The 25,052-nt window shown below is 41.2% G+C and carries 21 protein-coding genes, 2 tRNA genes and 1 other RNA gene; 17 read left to right on the forward strand and 7 right to left on the reverse strand.

Features of this window, described 5'->3' with window-relative positions:
- The first annotated feature begins 100 nt into the window (after window positions 1–100).
- The 4 genes from coaD to FTU70_RS02390 all read left to right on the forward strand — a co-directional run bounded on the left by coaD (window position 101) and on the right by FTU70_RS02390 (window position 1,412).
- The gene (gene coaD, locus FTU70_RS02375) at window positions 101–592 is read left to right on the forward strand and encodes a pantetheine-phosphate adenylyltransferase (RefSeq protein ID WP_004972207.1); all 492 of its coding nucleotides are present in this window, start codon (window positions 101–103) and stop codon (window positions 590–592) included.
- Between the two features lies 1 nt (window position 593).
- Entirely contained in the window at window positions 594–857 is a 264-nt protein-coding gene (locus tag FTU70_RS02380; protein ID WP_004972206.1) for a YfhL family 4Fe-4S dicluster ferredoxin, read from the forward strand.
- A gap of 27 nt (window positions 858–884) precedes the next feature.
- Window positions 885–1,262, forward strand: an RNA gene (gene rnpB, locus FTU70_RS02385) — RNase P RNA component class A.
- A gap of 73 nt (window positions 1,263–1,335) precedes the next feature.
- Window positions 1,336–1,412, forward strand: a tRNA-Met gene (locus FTU70_RS02390).
- 39 nt (window positions 1,413–1,451) lie between these two features.
- Here FTU70_RS02390 and FTU70_RS02395 read toward each other — a convergent pair.
- Window positions 1,452–1,865, reverse strand: a complete 414-nt coding sequence (locus FTU70_RS02395; protein WP_179996279.1) for a hypothetical protein — start codon at window positions 1,863–1,865, stop codon at window positions 1,452–1,454.
- A gap of 193 nt (window positions 1,866–2,058) precedes the next feature.
- Here FTU70_RS02395 and FTU70_RS02400 point away from each other — a divergent pair.
- Window positions 2,059–2,135, forward strand: a tRNA-Met gene (locus tag FTU70_RS02400).
- Between the two features lie 143 nt (window positions 2,136–2,278).
- Here the strand turns inward: FTU70_RS02400 and FTU70_RS02405 are convergent.
- The 3 genes from FTU70_RS02405 to gltA form a co-directional block, all read right to left on the reverse strand.
- Window positions 2,279–3,904, reverse strand: a complete 1,626-nt coding sequence (locus FTU70_RS02405) for an NAD+ synthase (RefSeq protein ID WP_004972204.1) — start codon at window positions 3,902–3,904, stop codon at window positions 2,279–2,281.
- Window positions 3,905–4,259: 355 nt separating this feature from the next.
- Window positions 4,260–4,775, reverse strand: coding sequence for a hypothetical protein (locus tag FTU70_RS02410; RefSeq protein WP_004972203.1), 516 nt, complete (start codon window positions 4,773–4,775; stop codon window positions 4,260–4,262).
- A gap of 195 nt (window positions 4,776–4,970) precedes the next feature.
- A complete protein-coding gene (gltA, locus tag FTU70_RS02415; RefSeq protein ID WP_004972202.1) occupies window positions 4,971–6,245 on the reverse strand; it encodes a citrate synthase in 1,275 nt (424 codons plus the stop codon).
- Between the two features lie 1,154 nt (window positions 6,246–7,399).
- Here gltA and sdhC point away from each other — a divergent pair.
- The 9 genes from sdhC (at window position 7,400) to sucD (ending at window position 19,476) form a co-directional block, all read left to right on the forward strand.
- Window positions 7,400–7,798 carry a succinate dehydrogenase, cytochrome b556 subunit gene (gene sdhC, locus FTU70_RS02420; RefSeq protein ID WP_026438062.1) on the forward strand — a complete coding sequence of 133 codons (399 nt, stop codon included), beginning with the start codon at window positions 7,400–7,402 and terminating at the stop codon, window positions 7,796–7,798.
- Window positions 7,798–8,163 carry a succinate dehydrogenase, hydrophobic membrane anchor protein gene (gene sdhD, locus FTU70_RS02425; RefSeq protein WP_004972200.1) on the forward strand — a complete coding sequence of 122 codons (366 nt, stop codon included), beginning with the start codon at window positions 7,798–7,800 and terminating at the stop codon, window positions 8,161–8,163. The genes sdhC and sdhD overlap by 1 nt, the downstream gene beginning before the upstream one ends.
- A 12-nt stretch (window positions 8,164–8,175) precedes the next feature.
- Window positions 8,176–10,074 (forward strand): FAD-binding protein, encoded by a 1,899-nt coding sequence (locus FTU70_RS02430; RefSeq protein WP_004972199.1) that lies wholly within the window; start codon window positions 8,176–8,178, stop codon window positions 10,072–10,074.
- A 14-nt stretch (window positions 10,075–10,088) separates the two neighbouring features.
- Window positions 10,089–10,799, forward strand: coding sequence for a succinate dehydrogenase iron-sulfur subunit (locus tag FTU70_RS02435; protein ID WP_004972196.1), 711 nt, complete (start codon window positions 10,089–10,091; stop codon window positions 10,797–10,799).
- 883 nt (window positions 10,800–11,682) lie between these two features.
- Window positions 11,683–14,505, forward strand: coding sequence for a 2-oxoglutarate dehydrogenase E1 component (locus FTU70_RS02440; protein WP_180008596.1), 2,823 nt, complete (start codon window positions 11,683–11,685; stop codon window positions 14,503–14,505).
- A 16-nt stretch (window positions 14,506–14,521) separates the two neighbouring features.
- Window positions 14,522–15,736, forward strand: coding sequence for a 2-oxoglutarate dehydrogenase complex dihydrolipoyllysine-residue succinyltransferase (gene odhB / locus FTU70_RS02445; RefSeq protein ID WP_004972191.1), 1,215 nt, complete (start codon window positions 14,522–14,524; stop codon window positions 15,734–15,736).
- 60 nt (window positions 15,737–15,796) lie between these two features.
- The gene (gene lpdA, locus FTU70_RS02450; RefSeq protein WP_004972188.1) at window positions 15,797–17,230 is read left to right on the forward strand and encodes a dihydrolipoyl dehydrogenase; all 1,434 of its coding nucleotides are present in this window, start codon (window positions 15,797–15,799) and stop codon (window positions 17,228–17,230) included.
- A gap of 174 nt (window positions 17,231–17,404) precedes the next feature.
- Window positions 17,405–18,571, forward strand: coding sequence for an ADP-forming succinate--CoA ligase subunit beta (gene sucC / locus FTU70_RS02455; RefSeq protein ID WP_070153939.1), 1,167 nt, complete (start codon window positions 17,405–17,407; stop codon window positions 18,569–18,571).
- A gap of 11 nt (window positions 18,572–18,582) precedes the next feature.
- A complete protein-coding gene (sucD, locus tag FTU70_RS02460; protein ID WP_180059957.1) occupies window positions 18,583–19,476 on the forward strand; it encodes a succinate--CoA ligase subunit alpha in 894 nt (297 codons plus the stop codon).
- Between the two features lie 594 nt (window positions 19,477–20,070).
- Here the strand turns inward: sucD and trpS are convergent.
- Window positions 20,071–21,084: a tryptophan--tRNA ligase gene (gene trpS, locus FTU70_RS02465; RefSeq protein WP_004972183.1), complete on the reverse strand. Its 1,014-nt coding sequence runs from the start codon at window positions 21,082–21,084 to the stop codon at window positions 20,071–20,073.
- A 206-nt stretch (window positions 21,085–21,290) separates the two neighbouring features.
- Between trpS and FTU70_RS02470 the strand changes: the two genes are divergently transcribed.
- The 3 genes from FTU70_RS02470 (at window position 21,291) to FTU70_RS02480 (ending at window position 23,577) form a co-directional block, all read left to right on the forward strand.
- Window positions 21,291–22,217 carry a DUF808 domain-containing protein gene (locus FTU70_RS02470; protein WP_004972181.1) on the forward strand — a complete coding sequence of 309 codons (927 nt, stop codon included), beginning with the start codon at window positions 21,291–21,293 and terminating at the stop codon, window positions 22,215–22,217.
- 34 nt (window positions 22,218–22,251) lie between these two features.
- Window positions 22,252–23,157: a neutral zinc metallopeptidase gene (locus FTU70_RS02475; protein ID WP_096901006.1), complete on the forward strand. Its 906-nt coding sequence runs from the start codon at window positions 22,252–22,254 to the stop codon at window positions 23,155–23,157.
- A gap of 84 nt (window positions 23,158–23,241) precedes the next feature.
- Window positions 23,242–23,577, forward strand: coding sequence for an MGMT family protein (locus FTU70_RS02480; RefSeq protein ID WP_004972177.1), 336 nt, complete (start codon window positions 23,242–23,244; stop codon window positions 23,575–23,577).
- 155 nt (window positions 23,578–23,732) lie between these two features.
- Here FTU70_RS02480 and FTU70_RS02485 read toward each other — a convergent pair whose 3' ends face one another.
- Complete coding sequence (locus FTU70_RS02485; protein WP_004972175.1) at window positions 23,733–24,173, reverse strand: universal stress protein; 441 nt, start codon at window positions 24,171–24,173, stop codon at window positions 23,733–23,735.
- Between the two features lie 189 nt (window positions 24,174–24,362).
- A complete protein-coding gene (locus FTU70_RS02490; RefSeq protein ID WP_096901002.1) occupies window positions 24,363–25,001 on the reverse strand; it encodes a CatB-related O-acetyltransferase in 639 nt (212 codons plus the stop codon).
- Window positions 25,002–25,052 lie beyond the last annotated feature (51 nt).

A 25,052-nucleotide genomic window follows, 5' to 3' on the forward strand; every position in this document is an offset into this window, starting at 1 on the left:
CTAAACTGCTTTGATATTTCATAATTTGGTAGACTTTAGTTCACTAAAATTTTTTGTATTTGTTAAACTAACTTTGACAAAACCAACTAGAGCATAATGGATGTCTAAAACTCGCGTAATTTATCCGGGCACCTTTGACCCGATTACTAATGGTCATATTGACTTGGTGACACGTGCTGCAAAAATGTTTGATGAAGTCGTGGTCGCAATTGCCATTGGACATCATAAAAATCCAATTTTTACTTTGGAAGAACGTGTGGAATTGGCACAGGCATCTTTAAAGCATTTGCCTAATGTTGAATTTGTCGGATTTGATGGTTTATTGGTTAATTTTTTCCGTGAGCAAAATGCGACTGCAGTTTTGCGTGGTTTGCGTGCTGTTTCAGATTTTGAATACGAATTTCAGTTGGCAAATATGAACCGTCAATTAGATGCGAAATATGAAGCGGTATTTCTGACTCCTTCAGAGCAATATTCATTTATTTCTTCTACATTAGTTCGTGAAATTGCACGCTTAAAAGGTGATGTGACTAAATTTGTTGCACCTGTTGTGGTCGAAGCCTTTGAGCGTAAATTACGACAAGGTTGGTAGCGTGTCTTTATATATTACCGATGAATGTATTAACTGTGATGTCTGTGAACCTGTATGCCCAAATGAGGCAATTTATATGGGTGAGCTGATTTATGAGATTAATCCAGCATTATGTACTGAATGTGTAGGACATCACGAGCAGCCGCAGTGTCAGTTATTTTGCCCAGTCGATTGTATTCCGCTCGATCCAGAGCATGTAGAAACACAGGAACAATTGCTGGAAAAATATAAAAAACTGATTGCTCAAAAAAGCGCAAGCAATTAACTTATAATTTTGCTAAGATGCGCCTTCGAAGTGAACCAGACGATCGCTGCTGTGGAGGTCTCCGTGACTGAAACAGGGGAGGAAAGTCCGGGCTTCATAGGGCAGGGTGCCAGGTAACGCCTGGGCGGCGTGAGCCGACGGAAAGTGCAGCAGAGAGTAGACCGCCTTCGTATGGTTTCTTTTTCGGAAGAAATTGAAGGTAAGGGTGAAAGGGTGCGGTAAGAGCGCACCGCATGGCTGGTAACAGTTCATGGCATGGTAAACCCCACCAGAAGCAAGACCAAATAGGAATCCTGAGGTACGGCCCGTACTGGATTCGGGTAGGTCGCTTGAGCGTATGAGTGATTGTACGCCTAGAGGAATGATCGTTCTCGACAGAACCCGGCTTATCGGTTCACTTCACCAAATTTTAAGCAATTGATGCGTGATAAGGCTTGACGTTACCTAGATTACAGCAGATAATGCGCGCACAGTTTTTGGCTATGTAGCTCAGTTGGTTAGAGCACCGCACTCATAATGCGGGGGTCACAGGTTCAAGTCCCGTCATAGCCACCATTTTTCAGACCACGTTCACTAACGTGGTCTTTTTTTTGTTTAAAATTTGTCTGTGCAATCTATTTGAGCTGTATCCAGTTGAATCTGCATTTGTAGGTTTTGAATCTGTTGCCAATTGGCTTGTTGATCAGAGTGAGCAAAAATTTTGGCATCGACCTGATTTAATTTTTTTAGCGAAATGTGTTGTGATGCACAATAACGCCCTACAGCACGCTCATAAGCCAGTTGTTGCTGCGCTGCAGCATTGAGTTGATGTGCCGTTAAAATCTTTTGCTGCCCTTTGGCATAAGCAACCAAGACACGTCGGTCTGCGATGCTATAACTCATTTTAGAATTAATAAATTGCGCAACATCACGCCGTACACCGTTGTAATCTACAAAAATAGGTGAAACCAAAGCGCAGGAACTTAAGCCAACAACAAGGCTATTCAGTATTATAGACTTCAAGATCATGGTTGAATTTATTCTCTTTTTTCTGTGTGACTTGATATAGATTTTGCTGCAAATATTTAAGAATCTCCGTAAGAAAATAGTAATTTGATTAAAATTAAACAAATTGCACTGTTTTTGCTTAAACTGTGAGCGTTTGTAAATTAAAATACTTGACGATGCAGGGCTAAGTTTAGATAATGCGCACACAGTTTATGGCTATGTAGCTCAGTTGGTTAGAGCACCGCACTCATAATGCGGGGGTCACAGGTTCAAGTCCCGTCATAGCCACCATTTTTATAGACTAAGCTCTCAGCTTGGTCTTTTTTTATGTCAAAATTTTAGGCTACTTTTTGCAGCATTGGTTTAATGGCAGGTACAAAAAAACCAAGCCGTAGCTTGGTTTTTTATATCTTTGTTTAAGCAATGCTTTAGCGTTAAATCCCTGCTTTCCAACCATTAACGAGCGGATAGCGACGTTCACGACCAAAAGCGCGTGAACTAATACGTGGTCCTAATGCACCTTGGCGACGCTTGTACTCGTTGCGATCAACCAATTGAATGACTTTCTCGACCATCGCGCGTTCAAAGCCTTTGCTAATGATGTCTTCTTGGCTCTGATCTTCTTCAATATACGCATACAAAATCGCATCGAGCACTTCGTATGGTGGTAAAGAATCTTGGTCTTTTTGGTCAGGACGTAATTCTGCTGAAGGTGGGCGCGTGATCACACGCTCAGGAATCACAGGAGTATCGGCAATACTGTTACGGTATTTAGCCAGTTCAAACACAATGGTTTTGTACACATCTTTGAGTACCGCATAACCACCGACCATATCGCCATAAAGCGTGCAATAGCCAACTGCTAACTCAGATTTGTTACCTGTAGAAAGCACGAGGTTACCAAACTTATTCGACAGACCCATTAAGATTGTGCCGCGGGCACGGGCTTGTAGATTTTCTTCTGTGGTATCGCTAGGGCTGTTACCAAAGAAAGGATACAGCGTTTGCATAAAGCTATTTACGATCGGGTGAATTTCGGCAATACCAAAAGTCACGCCTAAAGTTTTGGCTTGCTCTGCAGCATCTTCCACACTAATTTGCGCGGTATAAGTGTATGGCATCATTACCGCTTGTACCTTATCTGCACCAATTGCATCAACCGCAATAGCAAGAGTGAGCGCTGAATCAATTCCACCCGACAAGCCTAGAATTACACCTGGAAAGCCAGAGCGTTGCACATAGTCACGGGTTGCTAATACTAAACCTTGATAGATTTCTGCAAGGGTGTCTAAAGCTGGGCTAATTTCGGCAGTTTTAAAGTGCTTCTGTGCAGCGTCATATTCTGCGTAGAATAAACCTTCTTGGTAGGTTGGGGCTTGTAATGCAACATTGCCTGCTTGGTTAATCACAAAGCTCGTACCATCGAAGATTAAATCATCTTGACCGCCAACTTGGTTTACATACACCACATTGAGATGTAATTGTTTTGCCAGTTCGGTCATGGTCTGTACACGATGCTGCGGTTTACCCACTTCATAAGGCGATGCGTTCAAGACCAATGCAGTTTCTACATTCAACTGTGCCAATTGCTGCACGGTTGGCAAAGACCATAAATCTTCGCAAATCAAAACGCCAAATTTATGACCAAGGTATTCAAAAACTAAGTGTTGATGACCTTCATCAAAATAGCGTTTTTCATCAAATACAGCATAATTTGGTAAATTTTGCTTGTTGTAAATACCTAAGATGTTGCCATCTTTCATGACGGCAGCCGAGTTAAAGCGCTGACCATCTTCAGTTTCATTGACAAAGCCGAAAACTAAAACAATATCTTTAATTTCACGTAATTGTTCAAATGCTTGTTGTGTGCGTTGATTCAAGCTTGGGCGCAGTAATAAATCTTCTGCAGGGTAGCCCAAAATTGAAAGTTCAGGAAAAATAATCAAATCTGCATGTTGTTTTTTCGCTTCATTTGCTTGTTCAAGCATTTTTTGCGCGTTTGCTTCGAGATTGCCAATGTGTGGAGAGAACTGTGCAAGGGCAATTTTAAAAGATTTCATTTAAATTAAGTCCTATTCCTATAGGTGTAGAATACACGTAAGTGGCTGATGATTATTGTTATAAAAATTTCAGCGTAGTGTATTGTGGATTAAACGACTGCCGAAAGGCACAAATAAAAACCATTTATTATCTAACAGATAAAGATCTTATTTTGCAGTGCAAAAATGGAGACTTTTGCTATTTTATCTTAATTTAGAATAGATGCTAGCATCGAATACACTTTATTGTCTTGTCTGCAAGAATATCATTGAAATGTGACAGAATTTTTATGCTATTTATTTGAAAAGCATTATATTTTTAGGTTGTATGATGCATGTGTTTTTCGTGAAATAAGCATGTACCAAGATGAGTGAGCTAAGTCGAGCGGTGCGGGCTGTTTAAAATAATATTGTCTATTTTTTTAAGAAAAATATCTTTGGCAATTTCACCTTGTTGCTCAATGTTGTAAGCAAAAAAAGGTTTCGCTTCAATTAAGCGATAATGATATGGATTGTAACGCTTAAAACTCAAAAAATACGCGGTTTGCAATACCGCACCACGCAGTAAGACATTGATGTGATGTTGATGCTGTAAAATGTGCGCCATCTCATGAATAAAGATCGCTTGATAGCCACGGTGTGCTTGGCTGTAGTCGGCTAGATAATGCCGATTACGCACATGAATATAGCCACAGGGGGCCATAAAAATGTGCTGTGGCTGCCAAGGCAAATAAGGATGGTTCATGACTTTGACTTGGCTGTAGTCAATCAGATTGCCAAACACAGATTGGCACAACTGTATTTCCATTGCAGTTAGGCTTCGACATCTAAACTGATCTAGTTTGAGCAGTCGCATCAATAAGCTGAGAATGAATAAATGCAGTTGTAGCATAGAAATGAGTTGTAAGTAGCTGACATCAAAAATATAGCCTAAATCTGCAATGATCTAAATTTTATTTTGTGGCTTGGTGGTTGTTTGGAATAAGTAAAGCAGTAACGAGTTTTATCGGCTAAATAAAAGCAATAAAAAACCACCCGAAGGTGGTTTTTTTGTCGTGTCGTTTTACATGCTACAACGCAGACCGAATTAACGGTTGATGTCGCGTTGAGTGTGGCCAGTGTAAAGCTGACGAGGACGACCGATTTTGTAAGGACCGCTGTGCATTTCTAACCAGTGGCTGATCCAACCAACTGTACGTGCAAGTGCGAAAATTACAGTAAACATTTCTGTTGGGATACCAATCGCTTTAAGGATGATACCTGAGTAGAAGTCTACGTTAGGGTATAAGTTACGCTTGATGAAGTATTCATCAGATAACGCAATACGCTCAAGTTCCATTGCAAGTGCAAGTTGTGGATCGTTGATACCTAAGTCGTTAAGTACTTCGTCACAAGTTTGCTTCATTACAGTCGCACGTGGGTCATGGTTTTTATAAACGCGGTGACCAAAGCCCATAAGTTTAACTTCTTTAGTCTTCACTTTTTCCATGAACTCAGCAACGTGTTCTACAGAGCCGATTTCATCAAGCATCTTAAGAACAGCTTCGTTCGCACCACCGTGAGCAGGACCCCAAAGTGCAGAAATACCTGCAGAGATACATGCGTATGGGTTAGCGCCGGTAGAACCTGCTAAACGTACAGTTGAAGTAGACGCGTTTTGTTCGTGGTCAGCGTGAAGCGTGAAAATACGATCCATTGCGCGAGCGTGAACAGGGTTTACTTTGTAATCACGGTCTGCTGGTGTAGCAAACATCATGTACAAGAAGTTTTCTGCGTAGCTTAAGTCGTTACGTGGGTAAACAAATGGTTGACCAACAGTGTACTTGTAGCTCCAAGCCGCTAAAGTAGGAATCTTCGCGATTAAACGAATCGCTGTGATTTCACGGTGGTTAACATCTTCGATGTCTAAGTTGTTGTGATAGAACGCAGATAACGCACCAACAACACCTACCATGATTGCCATAGGGTGAGCGTCACGACGGAAACCGTTATAGAAACGTTTTACTTGGTCGTGAACCATAGTGTGGTTGCGAACTTTAGCGTCAAAATCAGCTTTTTGTTCTGCAGTTGGAAGCTCACCATTTAATAATAAGTAGCAAGTTTCTAAGTAGTCAGCTTTAGTCGCTAATTGGTCAATTGGGTAACCACGGTGTAAAAGAATACCTTTGTTACCATCAATGAACGTAATTTTAGACTCGCAAGACGCTGTTGCCATAAAACCAGGATCAAAAGTAAAGTGACCTGCCGCCAACACATCCTTAACGTCAATTACATCTGGGCCTAATGTGCCGCTGTAAATTGGTAATTCAATTTCTTTTCCATCAAGCTGTAATACGGCTTTTTTGCCAGTTGCTTCAGACATTCAATAGATCTCCTGTCCTGGTGAATGTTGATCTGACTCGAAGTATCAATCTTTTAATGCGCAAGTCAGACGGATTAAAAATTAGCTCTAAGATTAGAGAGTACTGAAATTTTGTCAATTATACTTATGGATTAAGCAGACGACTGTTTATAGAAAAAGCCGAAAAAATTCCAGTAAAAAAATCAATAAAATCACAGCACAGCCGCCGTATCATAAGTCAAAATTTGTCGGATGTGCAGAAAAAAATCATCAATACGGATTAATTGTAAGCAATTTTAAATACTAGTTTTGATGTGCTATTTCTTTAGCAGGATTCAGTCCAATACTTAAATTTATCTAATTCTCATAACTTACACGTTTTTACATACACGGTAGGGTGGTCAGATTGTTTGTAATAGGCAGTAAGTCTGGTATTTAAATTCGATATTGATTGATCAAAAAATGACTGATTAAACTCCTGAAAATAGCCATGATCCATCATATTTTGAGTGGGAAATGATGAAATCTTTGTGAATAAAGCGCGGTTATTTATCCATACAGATACAAAAAATACTGGATAAGTCATTCATTCGCATGATGATTATCATTTTTAATATTTATTTAGGTGTGGTGTTTAAAGTAAATATAAGTTGTATAAAAAGATTGAGGTATGTGCCGACATTAAAGTTTAATCCATGATCAGGTGTACCTTGACCAAAGCAAAGTGATGGGCTGTCTGGATCTAAGAGTCTTGTGTTGTGGTTGTAAATTGCTGCAAACAGTGGAGTACACACATATATAGTGCTGCTACTTATATATAAGTATGTGAAAACCCGAAGAACATCTGAAAAACAAAGTACAAATTTATCTTTAGTCTAAATATTCTAAAGCCACTGATTGTGTCATCAAGAGTTTTCACTTTAATAATTTATTTAAAAACATAGATTTATGTTTGCTTGTGTGGTTGTGGATGGTAATTGGTTTGTCTTTATACTTGTTAATGATTCTTATTTAAGGGTTTTTTAGCCAAAAAGCCGAGTAGAGTTGTTTGTATTTTAACAGTTGACGTTTTATAATTCAGTGTCGTTTTAAGGTTAGGCATGAATTTGCCTAACAATGCCAGCTTTCCTTCGAATTTATTCCAACAAACTCCGGATGGAGTTTTTACTTACAGGATGCCCGCTGTGAAAAGCAACAGACCTGTCAATTTGTCCATGGGTCAAGTTTTAGAAGTAAACTTAAAATCGCCCGTGGCTATTGCATCAATTCTACACCGTCTTTCTGGTGTCATCGTATTTTTACTCGTACCGGTACTTTTATGGTTGTTAGACAAGTCTTTGTCTTCACCTGAAGGTTTTGCTCAAGTTCAAGAAATTTTTAACGGTTTCTTTGTGCGCTTTATCGTATGGGTATTTGTAGCCGGCTTAATCTATCACTTCATTGCTGGTGTTAAGCACTTACTTGCTGACCTTGGTTTTGCAGAAGAACTGCAAAGTGGTCGCATTGCAGCTACTATTTCATTGATCTTGTCTGCTATCGGTATCGTTGCAGCATTTGTATGGATTGTAATCTAATGAAAAGTGCTACAGGTTTAACGGGTTCAGGTTCTCGCGATTGGTTTATCCAACGTATTAGTGCTGTTGTTCTTGCTGTTTATACCGTTGTGGTATTTGGTTGGATTCTTCTTAACGGTGGATTCAACTTTGAACAGTGGTACGGCTTTATGATGACATTACCAATGAAGATTATGTCTTTATTGGCAGTCTTATCTCTTGTTGCACATGCTTGGATCGGTATGTGGCAAGTATTCACTGACTATGTGACTACTCGTCAAATGGGTCCTTCAGCTTCAGGTTTACGCCTAGTGCTGACTTCAGCAGTGATTATTGCTGTTTTTGCATACGCAATCTGGGCAATCCAGATTTTCTGGGCGAATTGATAGGAAAATATCATGGGCGCGATTAACCCTAAAGAAGATTATACAAATATTCCACACCAATTCTTTGACGCAGTCATTGTTGGTGGTGGTGGTTCAGGTATGCGTGCATCTTACCAACTTGCTCAAGCAGGTTTGAAAGTTGCGGTATTGACTAAAGTATTCCCTACACGTTCACACACTGTTGCAGCGCAGGGTGGTATTGGTGCATCTCTTGGTAACATGCAAGAAGATAACTGGCACTACCACTTTTACGACACGGTAAAAGGTTCTGACTGGTTGGGCGACCAAGACGCGATTGAATTCATGACGCGTGAAGCGCCACAAGTGGTTTATGAATTAGAACACTTGGGTATGCCATTTGACCGTAACGCAGACGGTACAATTTACCAACGTCCATTCGGTGGTCACTCTGCAAACTACGGTGAAAAAGCAGTTCCACGTGCATGTGCTGCAGCTGACCGTACAGGTCACGCACTTCTTCACACGCTTTATCAAAGCAACGTGAAAATGGGTACTCAATTCTTCGTAGAATGGATTGCTCTTGATTTGATCCGTAACGAAGCTGGCGATGTACTAGGTGTGACTGCAATTGACCAAGAAACAGGTAAAATCGCAGTATTCCAAGCGAAAGCGACATTGTTTGCTACAGGTGGTGCAGGTCGTGTGTACCGTGCATCTACAAACGCATATATCAACACTGGTGACGGTCTTGGTATGGCTGCGCGTGCAGGTATTCCATTACAAGATATGGAATTCTGGCAGTTCCACCCAACAGGTGTTGCGGGCGCGGGCGTATTGTTAACGGAAGGCTGTCGTGGTGAGGGTGGTATCCTTCGTAACGATTCAGGCGAACCGTTCATGGAGCGTTATGCACCAACTTTGAAAGACTTGGCGCCACGTGACTTCGTATCACGTTCTATGGACCAAGAAATTAAAGAAGGTCGTGGTTGTGGTCCAAACAAAGACTACATCTTGCTTGATATGACGCACTTAGGTGCAGACACAATCATGAAGCGTCTTCCATCTGTATTTGAGATTGGTAAGAAATTCGCGAACGTTGACTGTACTAAAGAGCCAATTCCTGTTGTGCCTACAATCCATTACCAAATGGGTGGTATTCCAACCAATATTCATGGTCAAGTGGTTGTTCCAGAAAGCCGTGAAACTCAAGAGTTGGTTGCGAACTACAACGCAGAAACTGATACATATACAACCAACGCGGGTGACCGTGACTTTGCTAAACCAGTAAAAGGTTTCTATGCAATTGGTGAGTGTTCATGTGTATCTGTACACGGTGCAAACCGTTTAGGTACAAACTCATTGCTTGACTTGGTTGTATTTGGTAAGGCTGCTGGTCAACACATCATTGAGTATGTGACTAAGCAACATGATGGTGAGTACGAACCACTTCCAACAACTGTACTTGAAAATACTGTGAACCGTATTCGTAAACTTGACGAATCGACTTCAGGTGAAAACGCTCAAGAAGTTGCTGATGCAATTCGTAACATCGTTCAAGACCACGCAGGTGTATTCCGTACTTCAGCATTGCTTGATGAAGGTGTGAAACAAATTCTTGCGCTTGAGCCACGTGTTCGCAACATTCATTTGAAAGACAAATCTAAAGTATTCAACACTGCACGTGTAGAAGCATTAGAAGTTGAAAACTTGTATGAAGTTGCTAAAGCGACACTAATCTCAGCTGCTGCACGTAAAGAATGTCGTGGTGCGCATACGGTTGTAGACTTTGAGTTACCACCAGATCACCCAACTTATTCTTATGGTCGTCGTGATGATGAGTGGATGAAGCATACTTTATGGTTCTCTACAGATAACCGTCTTGAGTACAAACCAGTACGTTACAAGCCGCTTACTGTAGCTGCTATTCCACCTAAACCACGTACATTCTAATTGGGAGAAGTAAGATGAGTAGAGGTACTCGTACATTTAATATCTACCGCTACGATCCTGATAAGGATAAAGCACCGTACATGCAAACTTTTAAGCTTGAATTGACTGATAAGCACCGTATGTTGCTTGATGCACTTCTTGAATTGAAAGTACAAGACGAATCTTTGACATTCCGTCGTTCATGTCGTGAAGGTATTTGTGGTTCTGATGGTGTAAACATCAATGGTAAAAACGGTTTAGCGTGTCTTTGGAACCTAAACGATTTACCAGAAGTGATCACAATTCGTCCACTTCCGGGTCTTCCTGTAATTAAAGACTTGGTTGTAGACATGAATCAGTTCTACGATCAGTATAACAAGATTCATCCGTTCTTGATCAACAACCAACCTGCGCCACCAAAAGAGCGTTTACAATCTCAAGAAGAGCGTGAGCATCTTGATGGTTTGTATGAATGTATTCTTTGTGCATGTTGTTCAACTTCATGCCCATCATTCTGGTGGAACCCAGACAAGTTCTTGGGTCCTTCAGCGTTGTTGAATGCATATCGTTTCATTATCGATTCGCGTGATACTGCAACTCAAGAGCGTTTGGCTCGTCTTGACGATCCATTCTCTTTGTTCCGTTGTAAAGGTATTATGAACTGTGTATCTGTATGTCCTAAAGGCTTGAACCCAACTAAAGCAATCGGTCACATCCGTAACATGCTTTTAGATATGGCTGGCTAATAGACTGCGTGATCAGTTGAAAAAAGCACACCTAGGTGTGCTTTTTTTTGTGCCAAAATTACGATAAAAGTCGTGTGATAAGTTGCTTGTTTTTGATGAGTACATAAATGAAAAATGTTGCATGCAAAGAAGTGATTAAAAAGTGAGTATTTGATATTTTTTAGGTATAACTGTTGGATAAATAGACAAAAACAGCATTTAGCCGACTAAAGTTGCACACAATTGTAATCCAGTGCTGCTATTTTGTTGTAAAGCATGGGCAAATGCCAAGTTTAGCTGCAATATTTATTTTTAGATGTTATCATGTAACGTGTAAGTGAGAGGGCAGATTGAGAGATGTGCTCTCTTTTATTTTATCTGAAATAGCGGTGTTGGACTTTGGTCTAAATTGCATCTGTTTTTTAAATAAAGCACCATATGTTAGATGAAAATAGAATCAGTGTATTTCGCCAATTTATAGGAGGTATGTGTCAAAAAAATCAATTGCATTTCTGAGATCATGTTACGATTAACAAATGACTATATCTGAAAAATGTTGAATTTTCGTACATTTTATCAACATTTTAAGTGCAAATGATGTGTTATTAAATCAGGACTATTGCAGAAAAGTCGTATTAGAAAAGCTAAGACTGAGCACTTATTTTTTCTAAAACGATTTTGCAAAAAATTGCTCGGCTTGGGTCGAGTATATAAATGAGTGATGATGCCAATGAGGGCGTTATGATTCATAAATGACATTGGGTTTTCCTAATGTAGTGATAACGCCTCATGACATATGTCAACTGGGGACTAATGTCATGTTACCAATTTGACATTATCAATCATGGGTTTTGCTTAAAAAGCATCCTGGAAAATGTTTTTGCAATAGGAAATGGGTCCACAAATGCAAGAAGTTGCTGACGCACTGCGTCTTGACACTGAACTTTCCGCTGATAGTGCAGCGTATATTGAAGAACTTTACGAGCATTATTTGACGTCACCGGAATCAGTCGGTGCTGATTGGCGCGAATATTTCGATAAATTCCCGAAGGGTGATCAACCACACAGTAATGTACGTGAGCAATTCCTTTTATTAGGTCGTAATTCAAATCGCGTTCAAGCGATTGTTCAAGGTTCAGTGAGTTCTGAACATGAACAACGTCAAATTGGCGTGTTGCAACTGATTGCTGCTTACCGTAACCGTGGTCACCAAAAAGCAAAATTAGATCCACTAGGTTTGGCAAAACGTGAAGACGTGCCAGATCTTGATCTTGCTGCACATGGTTTAACCAAGTCTGATTTAGATACTGTTTTCCATACAGGTAATTTGGAAATTGGTAAGTCTGAAGCAACACTAGGCGAAATGGTTGATGCCATGCAGGCGATCTACTGCGGTTCAATTGGTGCAGAATACATGCACATTGTTGATACCAAAGAAAGACGCTGGATTCAACAACGCTTAGAAAGCGCACGTGGTAAGTTCACATTTACTGCAGATCAAAAGAAACACGTTCTTGAACGCTTAACAGCAGCTGAGGGTCTAGAAAAATATCTAGGTAATAAATACGTTGGTGCGAAACGCTTTGGTGTAGAAGGCGGTGAATCATTTATCCCTATGGTGAATGAAATCATTCAACGTGCGGGTGCTGTTGGCTGTAAAGAAGTCGTGATTGGCATGCCACACCGTGGTCGTTTGAACCTGCTTGTGAACATCATGGGTAAAAACCCTGCAGACCTATTTGGTGAGTTCGAAGGTAAGAGCTTGCATAAAAAAGGTTCTGGCGACGTAAAATATCACCAAGGTTTCTCATCTAACGTGATGACTCCGGGTGGTGAAGTGCACTTGGCACTTGCGTTTAACCCATCGCACTTAGAAATTGTTGGACCTGTGGTTGAGGGTTCTGTACGTGCGCGCCAAGTACGTCGTAAAGACATTGGTGGTGATGATGTATTGCCATTAATCGTTCACGGTGATGCCGCATTTGCAGGTCAAGGTGTTAACCAAGAAACCTTCCAAATGTCACAAACTCGCGGTTATACCGTAGGTGGTACAGTTCACATTGTGATTAACAACCAAGTTGGTTTCACAACATCTGACCCACGTGACGCACGTTCTACTGAATACTGTACTGACATTGCAAAAATGATTCAGGCGCCAATTTTCCACGTGAATGGCGATGATCCTGAAGCGGTGATTTTTGTATCTCAATTGGCACACGATTTCCGTCATACATTCCGTAAAGACGTTGTGATTGATTTGTTCTGCTACCGTCGTCGTGGTCACAACGAAGCTGATGAACCTGCAGCAACTCAGCCAATGATGTATCAAGTGATCAACAAAAAGACCACTACACGTACTTTGTATGCTGACCAATTGGTGCAAGAAGGTGTGTTGGATCGCGCAGCAGCAGATCAAATGATTGAAGATTACCGCGCAGATTTAGAAGCGGGTAATCACGTTGCGAACGCATTGGTACTTGAGCCAAATACCAAAATGTTTGTAGATTGGTCGCCATACTTGGGTCACGACTATACAGACGTTTGGGATACAACTTTCCCTGTTGAGCGTTTGAAAGAACTTGGTCAAACCATGCGTAAACTTCCAGAAGGTTTCGTGATGCAGCGCCAAGTTGCCAAAGTGATTGACGATCGCTTGAAAATGCAAACAGGTGAAATGCCACTGAACTGGGGTGCAGCTGAAACTTTAGCTTATGCAACTTTGTTGGATGAAGGCTATTTAGTTCGTTTGACTGGTGAAGACGTAGGTCGTGGTACTTTCTCACACCGTCATGCGAAATTGCACAACCAAGTCGATGGTAAAACTTATATTCCGTTATGCCATATCAAAGAGAACCAACCACGTGTTGCAATCTACGACTCTTTATTGTCTGAAATGGCAGTATTGGCATTCGAATATGGTTATGCAACGACACTTCCAAAGAGCTTGATCATTTGGGAAGCACAATTTGGTGACTTCGCAAACTGTGCTCAAGTGGTGATTGACCAGTTCATCTCATCTGGCGAAACCAAATGGGAGCGTGTATGTGGTTTAACGATGCTTCTTCCACACGGTTTTGAAGGTCAAGGTCCTGAGCACTCATCTGCACGTTTAGAGCGTTTCTTACAGCTTTGTGCGGAAGAAAACATGCAAGTGATGACACCAACAACACCTGCACAGATTTTCCACGCTTTACGTCGTCAGGCGATTCGTCCAATCCGTAAGCCAATGATCATCATGTCGCCGAAGTCTTTACTTCGTCACAAGTTAGCAGTGTCTAACCTTGATGAGCTTGCAACTGGTACATTCCAGACTGTGATTGATGAAATTGACAACATCAACAAATCAGACGTGACGCGTTTGGTATTGTGTGGTGGTAAAGTGTATTACGACTTGCTTGAAAAGCGTCGTGAATTAGAATTGAACAATACTGCAATTGTTCGTATTGAACAGTTGTACCCATATCCAGAACAACGTCTTGCTGAAGTTCTTGCTTCTTATCCAAACGTAAAAGAATTAGTTTGGACTCAAGAAGAGCCGAAGAACCAAGGTGCTTGGTTATTCATCGCGCCACGTTTATATGATGACGTAATGAAAACTGGTAAACAGATTCGCATTAGTTATGCGGGTCGTGAAGCATCTGCAGCACCAGCGTGTGGTTCACCATATTTGCATGCAAAACAACAAGCTCAGCTCATCAATGACGCGCTTGCGATCGTAGCTGAATAACAGGAGATTCGAAGTAATGGCAACCGAAATTAAAGCACCGGTATTTCCAGAGTCAGTTGCAGACGGTACGATTGCAACTTGGCACAAACAACCAGGTGAAGCAGTTTCACGTGATGAGGTGATCTGTGATATTGAAACCGATAAAGTTGTTTTGGAAGTAGTCGCTCCTGCTGATGGCACAATCTCTGCAATCATCAAAAACGAAGGCGATACAGTTCTTTCTGACGAAGTAATTGCTCAATTTGAAGCGGGTGCTGTTTCTGGCGCTGCTCAAACTCAAGCAGTTCAGTCTGAAGCACAAGTAGAGCAAGCTGCGGCGAAAACTGAAGCGGGCGCTGCGCCAGTTGTTGAGCGTGCACAACCTGTTGCTGACCAAGCACCGGCAGTACGTAAAGCGTTGACTGAAACAGGTATCAATGCTGCAGACGTGTCAGGTACAGGTCGTGGTGGTCGTATCACTAAAGAAGATGTTGCAAATCATCAAGCTAAACCTGCTGCTGCAGCTGCGCCATTAAGCGTTGCGGTAGGTGAGCGTATCGAGAAACGTGTTCCTATGACACGTTTACGTAAGCGTGTTGCAGAGCGTTTACTTGCAGCGACTCAAGAAACTGCAATGTTGACAACATTCAACGAAGTGAACATGAAGCCAATCATGGAAATGCGTGCACAATACAAAGACGCATTTGAGAAACGCCATGGTGCACGTTTAGGCTTTATGTCTTTCTTCGTAAAAGCTGCAACTGAAGCATTGAAACGTTACCCAGCAGTAAACGCTTCTATTGATGGTGAAGATATCGTATATCACGGTTACTACGACATCGGTGTAGCGGTTTCTTCTGACCGTGGTTTAGTGGTTCCTGTATTACGTGATACAGACCGCATGAACTATGCTGAAGTTGAAAACGGTATTCGTGACTATGCTTACAAAGCACGTGACGGTAAGCTTGGTATTGAAGATATGACTGGCGGTACATTCACCATTACTAACGGTGGTACTTTCGGTTCATTGTTATCTACACCAATTCTAAACACGCCACAAACTGCTATTTTGGGCATGCACAAAATCCAAGAGCGTCCTATGGCGGTAAATGGTCAAGTTGAAATCTTGCCAATGATGTACTTAGCGCTTTCTTATGACCACCGTTTAATTGATGGTAAAGAAGCTGTAGGTTTCCTTGTAACAATCAAAGAATTGTTAGAAGAGCCAGCTAAACTCATCCTTGACCTTTAATTCTAAAGAATAAATCAGTGGGCTTGGAGCGATCCTCTAAGCCCATTTTTGGAGATAAAAATGTCTCAACAATTTGATCTTGTTGTTATTGGCGGTGGCCCAGGTGGTTATGAAGCGGCAATTCGTGCGGCTCAACTTGGCTTTAAAGTTGCGTGTATCGAAAAACGTATTCACAAAGGTAAACCATCTTTGGGCGGTACATGCTTAAACGTGGGTTGTATCCCATCTAAAGCATTACTTGATTCTTCACATCGTTATGAAGATACGGTTCATCACTTGGCTGATCATGGTATCACCACAGGTGAAGTACAGTTTGACCTTGCGAAGCTATTAGCACGTAAAGACAAAATCGTTGACCAATTAACTGGCGGTATTGATCAGTTATTAAAAGGTAACGGTGTTGAGTGGTTAAAAGGTACAGGTAAATTACTTGCAGGTAAAAAAGTTGAGTTCGTTTCTCACGAAGGTGAAACTCAAGTTTTAGAGCCTAAATATGTGATTCTTGCGACTGGTTCAGTTCCTGTAAATATTCCTGTTGCTCCTGTAGATCAAGACATTATTGTTGATTCTACTGGTGCATTAGAATTCCCAGAAGTGCCTAAGCGTTTAGGTGTGATTGGTGCAGGCGTAATTGGTCTTGAACTTGGTTCAGTATGGCGTCGTCTAGGTGCAGAAGTTGTTGTATTTGAAGCAATGGATGCATTCTTACCAATGGCTGACAAAGCTTTGGCGAAAGACTACCAAAAACTATTGACTAAGCAAGGTATGGATATCCGTATCGGTGCGAAAGTTTCAGGTACTGAAGTTAATGGTCGTGAAGTGACTGTTAAATATACCCAAGGCGGCGAAGACAAAGAACAAACTTTCGATAAATTGATCGTTTGTGTAGGTCGTCGTGCTTATGCTGAAGGTTTATTGGCAGATGACTGCGGTATTAAACTGACTGAACGTGGTTTGGTTGAAGTAAACGATTGGTGTGCAACTTCTGTTGAAGGTGTATATGCAATTGGTGACTTAGTACGTGGTCCAATGCTTGCACACAAAGCAATGGAAGAAGGCGTAATGGCAGTTGAGCGTATTCACGGTCATGCTGCACAAGTTAACTACGACACAATCATTTCAGTAATCTACACACACCCTGAAGCGGCGTGGGTTGGTTTAACTGAAGAGCAAGCGAAAGAAAAAGGCCACGAAGTGAAAACTGGTCAATTCGGTTTCGCGGTAAATGGTCGTGCTTTAGCTGCAGGCGAAGGTGCTGGTTTCGTGAAGTTTGTTGCAGATGCAAAAACAGATCGTTTATTGGGTATGCACGTGATTGGACCTGCTGCGTCTGACATCGTTCACCAAGGTATGATTGCACTTGAGTTTGTATCTTCAGTTGAAGATTTACAATTAATGACATTTGGTCACCCAACCTTCTCTGAAGTGGTGCATGAAGCCGCTTTAGCTGTAGATGGGCGTGCGATTCACGCGATTCAGCGTAAACGCAAATAACACTAAAAAGAGCGGCTTAGGCCGCTCTTTTTGCATTTGATGGTTGTATTTATGGGAATAATCATCTAAAAGTAAAGAGCATAGGAAAAACACCACACAAGGAAAGCAATATTAAAACGCAGGTTTGATATTGGTGGTGATAACTGAATAAAAGAAGTAGTAAAAGGTTAGTCAATGAATCTACATGAGTATCAAGCAAAAGCGCTATTAAAAAAATATGGTATGCCAGTACAAGAAGGCATTTTGGCAACTACAGCCGTAGAAGCCGTGCAAGCTTTCGAGCAACTGGGCGGTAAATTTGCAGTGATGAAAGCTCAGGTGCATGCAGGTGGTCGCGGTAAAGCGGGCGGCGTGAAGGTCGTAAAATCTGCACAAGAAGCAGCAGACTATGCCAACCAAATTCTTGGAACACGTTTGGTCACCTATCAAACCGATGCCTATGGTCAGCCTGTAAACAGTATTTTAGTGGCTGAAGATGTTTATCCTGTAGAGCGTGAACTGTATTTGGGTGCAGTGGTAGATCGTTCTAGCCGTCGCGTCACTTTTATGGCATCTACTGAAGGTGGTGTTGAAATTGAGAAAGTGGCAGAAGAAACCCCAGAAAAAATTATTAAAGTAGAAGTTGATCCTTTAGTGGGTTTATTGCCATTTCAGGCACGTGAAGTGGCTTTTGCATTAAAACTCAAAGACAGTCAAATCACGCAGTTTGTGAAGATTATGACAGCGGCTTATCAGGCATTTATCGACAATGATTTTGCCTTATTTGAAATTAACCCATTGTCTGTACGTGAAAATGGCGACATTTTATGTGTCGATGCCAAAGTCGGTATTGATTCCAATGCGCTGTATCGTTTGCCTGAAGTCTTGGCACTGCGCGATAAAACACAAGAAAATGAACGTGAATTGCGTGCATCAGAATTTGACCTGAACTATGTTGCTTTAGAAGGCAATATCGGTTGTATGGTGAATGGTGCAGGTTTAGCAATGGCAACTATGGATATTATTAAACTCTATGGTGGTCAGCCTGCGAACTTCTTGGATGTAGGTGGTGGTGCAACCAAAGAACGCGTAATTGAAGCCTTTAAAATTATTTTGGCAGATCACTCGGTTAAAGGCGTACTGATTAATATTTTTGGTGGAATTGTACGTTGTGACATGATTGCGGAAGCAATTATTGCAGCGGTTCAGGAAGTAAATGTGACAGTACCTGTAGTGGTTCGCCTAGAAGGGAACAACTCGGAACTTGGTGCAAAATTACTCGATGAATCAGGATTAAAACTTATTTCTGCAAACGGCTTGTCTGATGCCGCAGAAAAAATTGTTGCTGCAGTGAAAGCTTAAGGAGAATCAGGATGAGCGTATTAATTAATAAAGACACCAAAGTATTGGTACAAGGTTTCACTGGTAAAAATGGTACTTTTCACTCAGCACAAGCACTTGATTATGGAACTAAAGTGGTGGGTGGGGTAACGCCAGGAAAAGGTGGTCAAACCCATTTGGAATTACCTGTATTTAACACCATGAAAGAAGCTGTACGTGAAACAGGTGCAGATGCATCGGTGATTTATGTGCCTGCACCGTTTGTTTTAGATTCGATTGTAGAAGCAGTCGATTCTGGAGTAGGTTTGATTGTGGTGATTACGGAAGGTGTGCCAACCATCGACATGCTCAAAGCCAAGCGTTATTTAGAAACCAATGGCAATGGTACACGTTTGGTGGGACCAAACTGCCCAGGTGTGATTACACCAGGTGAATGTAAAATTGGCATCATGCCAGGGCATATTCATCAACCAGGACGAATTGGCATTATTTCACGTTCAGGTACTTTGACCTATGAAGCTGTGGCACAAACCACTAAGTTAGGTTTAGGACAATCGACTTGTATCGGAATTGGTGGTGACCCGATTCCAGGTATGAACCAAATTGATGCTTTAAAACTGTTCCAAGACGACCCAGATACCGATGCGATTATTATGATTGGTGAAATTGGTGGTACAGCAGAAGAAGAGGCTGCGGAATATATCCAGTCGAATGTCAGCAAACCTGTGGTGGGTTATATTGCAGGAGTGACGGCACCTAAAGGTAAGCGTATGGGACATGCGGGTGCAATTATTTCAGGCGGTAAAGGCACTGCGGAAGAAAAATTTGCAGCCTTTGAGCGTGCTGGAATTGCTTATACGCGTAGCCCTGCAGAACTGGGTTCTACCATGTGGCAAGTATTAAAAGATCAAGGTATGCTTAAATAAGTCAAATTTTGAAGAGCTTGATTTTATTTAGCACTCAATCCCCAATATTGGGGATTTTCTTATGCTGAAAAATTAGCCATACTTAAAAGATAAAGTATTTGTTATGAGTTAATTTGGTATTGCTTTGTTGCATAAATATGTAAGCATCTGGTTTAAATAAATTTAATTTTGTATCAAAAAATAATCAAAACTTTTAAATCATATAGTTATGAAATCTTTGTGCGACAAAGCCGTTCAAGTAGTTTTTGCATCTAGGGAAATGATTTTTTATTGTTGAACAAGCTGTATAAACAGCTGATTCAAATAAAAAAAATACGCAATGATTGGGGTGATCATTGCGTATGAAAACGAATCTGCTTTCACAGCTTCGATAACGGAGAAATGTTATGAAATTAGGATTACTCCTAAAGCATGTAAGTATACTAAACTGAGAAGAAATACTAATCCGCAGTATTCAGGTTACGTGATGTTAAATCACGTAAGTAATAAGTGTTTTTTGTGAATCACGTCATCTTATGTTGATTTTTCACTCAAATAAAAAGTCTCTTATTCATGTGAATAAGAGACTTTAAAATATTTGTATCTACAAAATGCTTAGAAGCGGAATACACCCAAGCCAGCTTTCACTTCATCTAAAGTTTGCTGGGTAATATCACGGCATTTGTCGGTGCCTGTTTTCAAAATATCCATAATGTAGTCAGGATCTTTAGCAAGTTCGATACGACGTTCACGGATCGGCCCAATCAATTCTTTTAGAATGCCTTCCAAACGCTTTTTCACCGTACCATCGCCCAAACCACCACGACGATAATGCGCTTTCAGTTCTTCAAGTTCTTCTTTGTTGGTATCGAAGGCATCTAAATAAGTAAATACTACGTTGCCTTCAACCTGACCTGGGTCTTCGATACGCAGGTGATTTGGGTCGGTGTACATTGCATTGACAGCTTTTTTAATGTCTTTGTCTGTGGCATCTAACACAATGGTATTGCCCAGTGATTTTGACATTTTCGCTTTACCATCAAAACCAGGTAAACGTCCGACATTTGACAACAATGCCTGACATTCAGGTAGCAAGTCATGACCAATTTGACGATTCACCCGACGCACAATTTCATTGGTCTGTTCAATCATTGGAATTTGGTCTTCACCTACAGGAACGACCGTTGCTTTAAATGCAGTAATATCGGCTGCTTGAGCTACAGGGTAGCACAGGAAACCTGCAGGAATATCACGCTCAAAACCACGCATCTGAATTTCAGATTTAATGGTTGGGTTACGCTCCAAACGTGCCACAGTCACGAAGTTTAAATACAACATGGTGAGTTCGTTTAATGCAGGCAGGCAAGATTGCACGCAAATGGTGGTTTTTGTTGGATCAATCCCCACCGCTAAATAATCGGTTGCTACCTCAATAATATTACGACGGACTTTTTCAAAGTTATCGGCATTGTCAGTTAAGGCTTGAGCATCGGCAAGTAACAGATGTTGATGATGTGAGTCTTGTAAACCTACACGTGAACGTAAAGAACCCACAAAGTGACCTAAATGTAGTTGTCCAGTTGGACGATCGCCTGTCAAAATCACAGGACGATTATCTTGATTACTCATTTTTTATTCCAAGTCGTATCTACGACATCTATGTACCGATGAATTGCTACATTGTAAGGCATAACATTTTTCAATGTCACTTCCTTAAGTGAGTTGAATAGAATTTACTGTAAAAAATTTTGCTGTAAAAATTAATGAAGTAAATACAGACCCTATATAAATTCAGTTTTAAAATAACTTGAAAATCATATAAGGATAACAACGCAATGGCGAGCAGCTTATTACTTTTATTAGATGACATTGCAACAGTTTTAGATGATGTGGCAGTTATGAGCAAAATGGCTGCAAAAAAAACCGCAGGGGTTTTGGGCGATGATTTGGCGTTGAATGCGCAGCAAGTCAGTGGTGTACGTGCAGAGCGTGAGTTGCCTGTGGTATGGCGTGTGGCTAAAGGTTCATTCATCAATAAGCTAATTTTAGTACCGCTCGCGTTATTAATTAGTGTCGTTGCGCCGTGGTTAATCAATCCTTTATTGGTGGTTGGTGGTCTATTTTTAAGTTATGAAGGTGTGGAAAAAATCATGCACACCTTACAACACAAAAAAGCCCAAACGGCTAAAGAAGCGCAACTTGAGCTAATTCAAACTGAGCAAGACCTTGCGGCTTATGAAACCGAAAAAATTAAAGGTGCTGTGCGTACTGACTTTATTTTATCGGCGGAAATTGTGGTGATTTCTTTGGGGACTGTAGCTGCGGCAGGCTTTCTAACCAAAGTGACAGTATTAAGTTTAATTGCGATTGCCATGACGGTGGGTGTCTATGGGTTCGTTGCGTTAATTGTCAAAATTGATGACATTGGTTTATACCTCACAGAACAAGCTGCCAATTTTAAACAACGTATTGGGAGTGGTTTACTGGCATTTGCTCCAATTTTAATGAAGACTTTATCTGTGGTGGGTACTGCAGCGATGTTCTTGGTTGGTGGAGGAATTATCAATCATGCTATTCCTTTTGTGCACCATTTCACAGAAGATACGGTAGAGTATGTACAAGACATCCCAACGATGGGCAGTATTGTAGGTTCAGTCACGCCAATGTTGATGAACCTTGTCGTGGGTATTTTGGCAGGCATCTTGGTGGTGATTGTGGTCGCACTTGTTCAAAAAGTGTGGTCAAAGTCTAAATCGGCTTAATCTATTATCAGAGTTTAAGAGAAGGATAAGAATAATGCGTTGGAAAGGTCGTCGAGTTAGCACGAATGTAGAAGACCGCCGTGGTGGCGGTGGAGCAAAAGCGGGCGGTATCAGTATTTTGGGCTTAGTGGTGGCCTTTGTTGCATGGAAGTTCTTTGGCATCGATCCGCAATCGGCTTATCAAGCGACCAAGCAAGTCACCTCACATGCGCAAAGTGCTGAAACTAAAGGTTTAGATAATCCAAGTCCTGAACAACAAGAGGCGATGGAGTTTGTGGGCACTGTTTTGGCCGATACAGAAGATACGTGGTCACAAGTGTTTCAGCAGCAGTTAAATAGCCAATATATACCACCTAAACTGGTGTTATTTACAGGTGTGGTCAATTCTGGCTGTGGTACGGCACAATCGGCAATGGGGCCATTTTATTGTCCTGCCGATCAAAAAGTATATATTGATACTTCATTCTTCCAAGCCATGCGTCAGCAAATGGGCATTGGTGGTGAACAAAATCAGACTGAATTAAGCCGAAATGATCAGGCGGGCGATTTTGCTCAAGCCTATGTGGTGGCGCATGAAGTTGGGCATCATATTCAGACCATTTTAGGGATTTCAGAACAAGTGCATAAAGCACGTCAGCAAGTCAGCGAAGTACAGGGTAATCAGCTTTCGATACGTCAGGAATTACAAGCGGACTGTTTATCGGGAGTGTGGGCGCATCATAACCATCAACGTACTCAATTCCTCGAACAAGGTGATATTGAAGAAGCAATGGATGCGGCACATAAAATTGGCGATGACTATTTACAAAAACGTGCACGTGGGCAAGTCGTGCCTGATAGCTTTACGCATGGTACCAGTGCACAGCGCGTACAATGGTTCCAGACTGGCTTAAAATCAGGCTTGATCAGTGATTGTGATACATTCAATGCCGCAATTTAACTGACTTAAAAATCAAGTTTTATAAACAAAAGGAGTGCTGCCAGTCGCTCCTTTTTTATAGGCTAAATGAATGCGAGTGGATAGATGCAAACAACGTTAAGCCGTAAACCGAGTGATGAATTAGCACACATGATTTTGAACGTGGTGTGTTTGATTCCAGCAGGTCAGGTTGCGACCTATGGGCAAGTGGCACGCCTAGCGGGTCTGCCCAAACATGCACGTTTGGTCGGTTATGTCCTCAGGCATTTATCGGCAGAACATACTGTGCCGTGGCATCGGGTGATTAATGCGCAAGGAAAAATTAGCCTAAGCAAACTAAACGCCCAAGGAGAAAATATACAAACTTTAAAATTACAGGAAGAAGGGATTGTGGTAATTGCAGAAAAGGTGAATTTAAAACAATACCAATGGCAGAATTAAACTGAGCTGCTAAATCGAGCGTTTAATATTGAGATATGGTGATACTGAGAAAATTTGCTGAATAGAGTGCTGCAAATAAAAATTTTAGAACAAACAAAGAAATCTAAATGAGAGGGGAAGTTCCTCACTTCCGTAGAAATGAGGAACACGCAATCTTATTGACGTACAACCAATACAGGTGTTGTACCTTCACTTAGGATGCTTTGCGCAACGCTACCTAAGAATAATTTTTTCAAGCCAGTGCGGCCATGTGAACCAATCACGATAAGGTCAGCATTTAAGTCTTTTGCAGCATTGGTAATTTCGCGTGCAATTACTTGACCTTCAAGTAGTTTAGTTTCAGCTTCAACACCTTGTTCAGTGAATTTTTGCTTTGCTTCTTCTAAAGTTTTTACGATAGAAGCGCGAGCGCGTTCAATCAAGTCATTGGTTTGGTTTGCAGTGATGTATTCTGCAGCAATATACGGGTCAAGTGTAAGTACTTGTACCACAGTGATTTTACTACCAAATGCTTTTGCAAGTTCAGCAGCTTTTGCAACAGCGGCAAAAGAAGTTTCAGAACCGTCCACTGGTACGAGGATGTTTTGGTAAGCCATGAGTGTTTCTCCTTATTGTAATTTCAATACTTTAATAAAATATTCGCTCTGAGTCCTGTCTTATCTTACGCTGAATTCATATAGAATAAAACCCAGTAATTTCATAAAGATAATTGAGTGCTGTAAGTCCTTATTTCACCTTAATTTAGCATGAAATTATGAAGCTGTGCTTTCAATTCAACTAAAGTTTTAGTCATTTTTTGTTTGCGTGTTTGTCAAAAAATCGATCAGTTGATTGACATCATTACTCTGCAATTGTTCGCGGATTTTCAGTAAATATTTTTCATCAAAATCATACAGTTTTAGCGCCAAAAGTTGAGCAATCTCTGTTTCACTAAAGCGGTATTTAATTACTTTGGCAGGCACACCTGCCACAATAGCGTAAGGCGGTACATCTTGCGTAACCACTGCACCTGTCGCCACAATTGCACCTTCGCCTAGTTCAACACCTTGCATAATCATGGCGCGACTGCCAATCCAGCAGCCATCGCCAATTGTGGTATCACCTGCCGCAACAAAACTGCGAGTATCAAACGGAAAAGCCGAAACCCAGTCACTGCGATGCAATTGATTGCCACCCATCATAATCACGCATTCCGCACCAAAACAGACAAAATTGCCAATATGTAATTGATCAATTGGCTTGTCTGCTGTTGCAGGTTTGTCATGTAAATAACGCACCACACAACGTTCAAAACCCTGATCCCAATAGGCTGAATAATAAGAGTAATTGCCTTTGATGTGGATGTTGGGGTTTTTCACAGTTTTGGAGATGAACTCAAATTCGCACCAGTGTTTAACAGGGGAATTAATCAGCGTTTCGGACATGGTTTTTTCGTGTGGAGAGATGAGGGGATTATATCTGAAATTTTGAACCTC

This window comes from Acinetobacter sp. YH12135, from assembly GCF_013418565.1.
In the GTDB taxonomy this organism is placed as follows: domain Bacteria; phylum Pseudomonadota; class Gammaproteobacteria; order Pseudomonadales; family Moraxellaceae; genus Acinetobacter; species Acinetobacter towneri.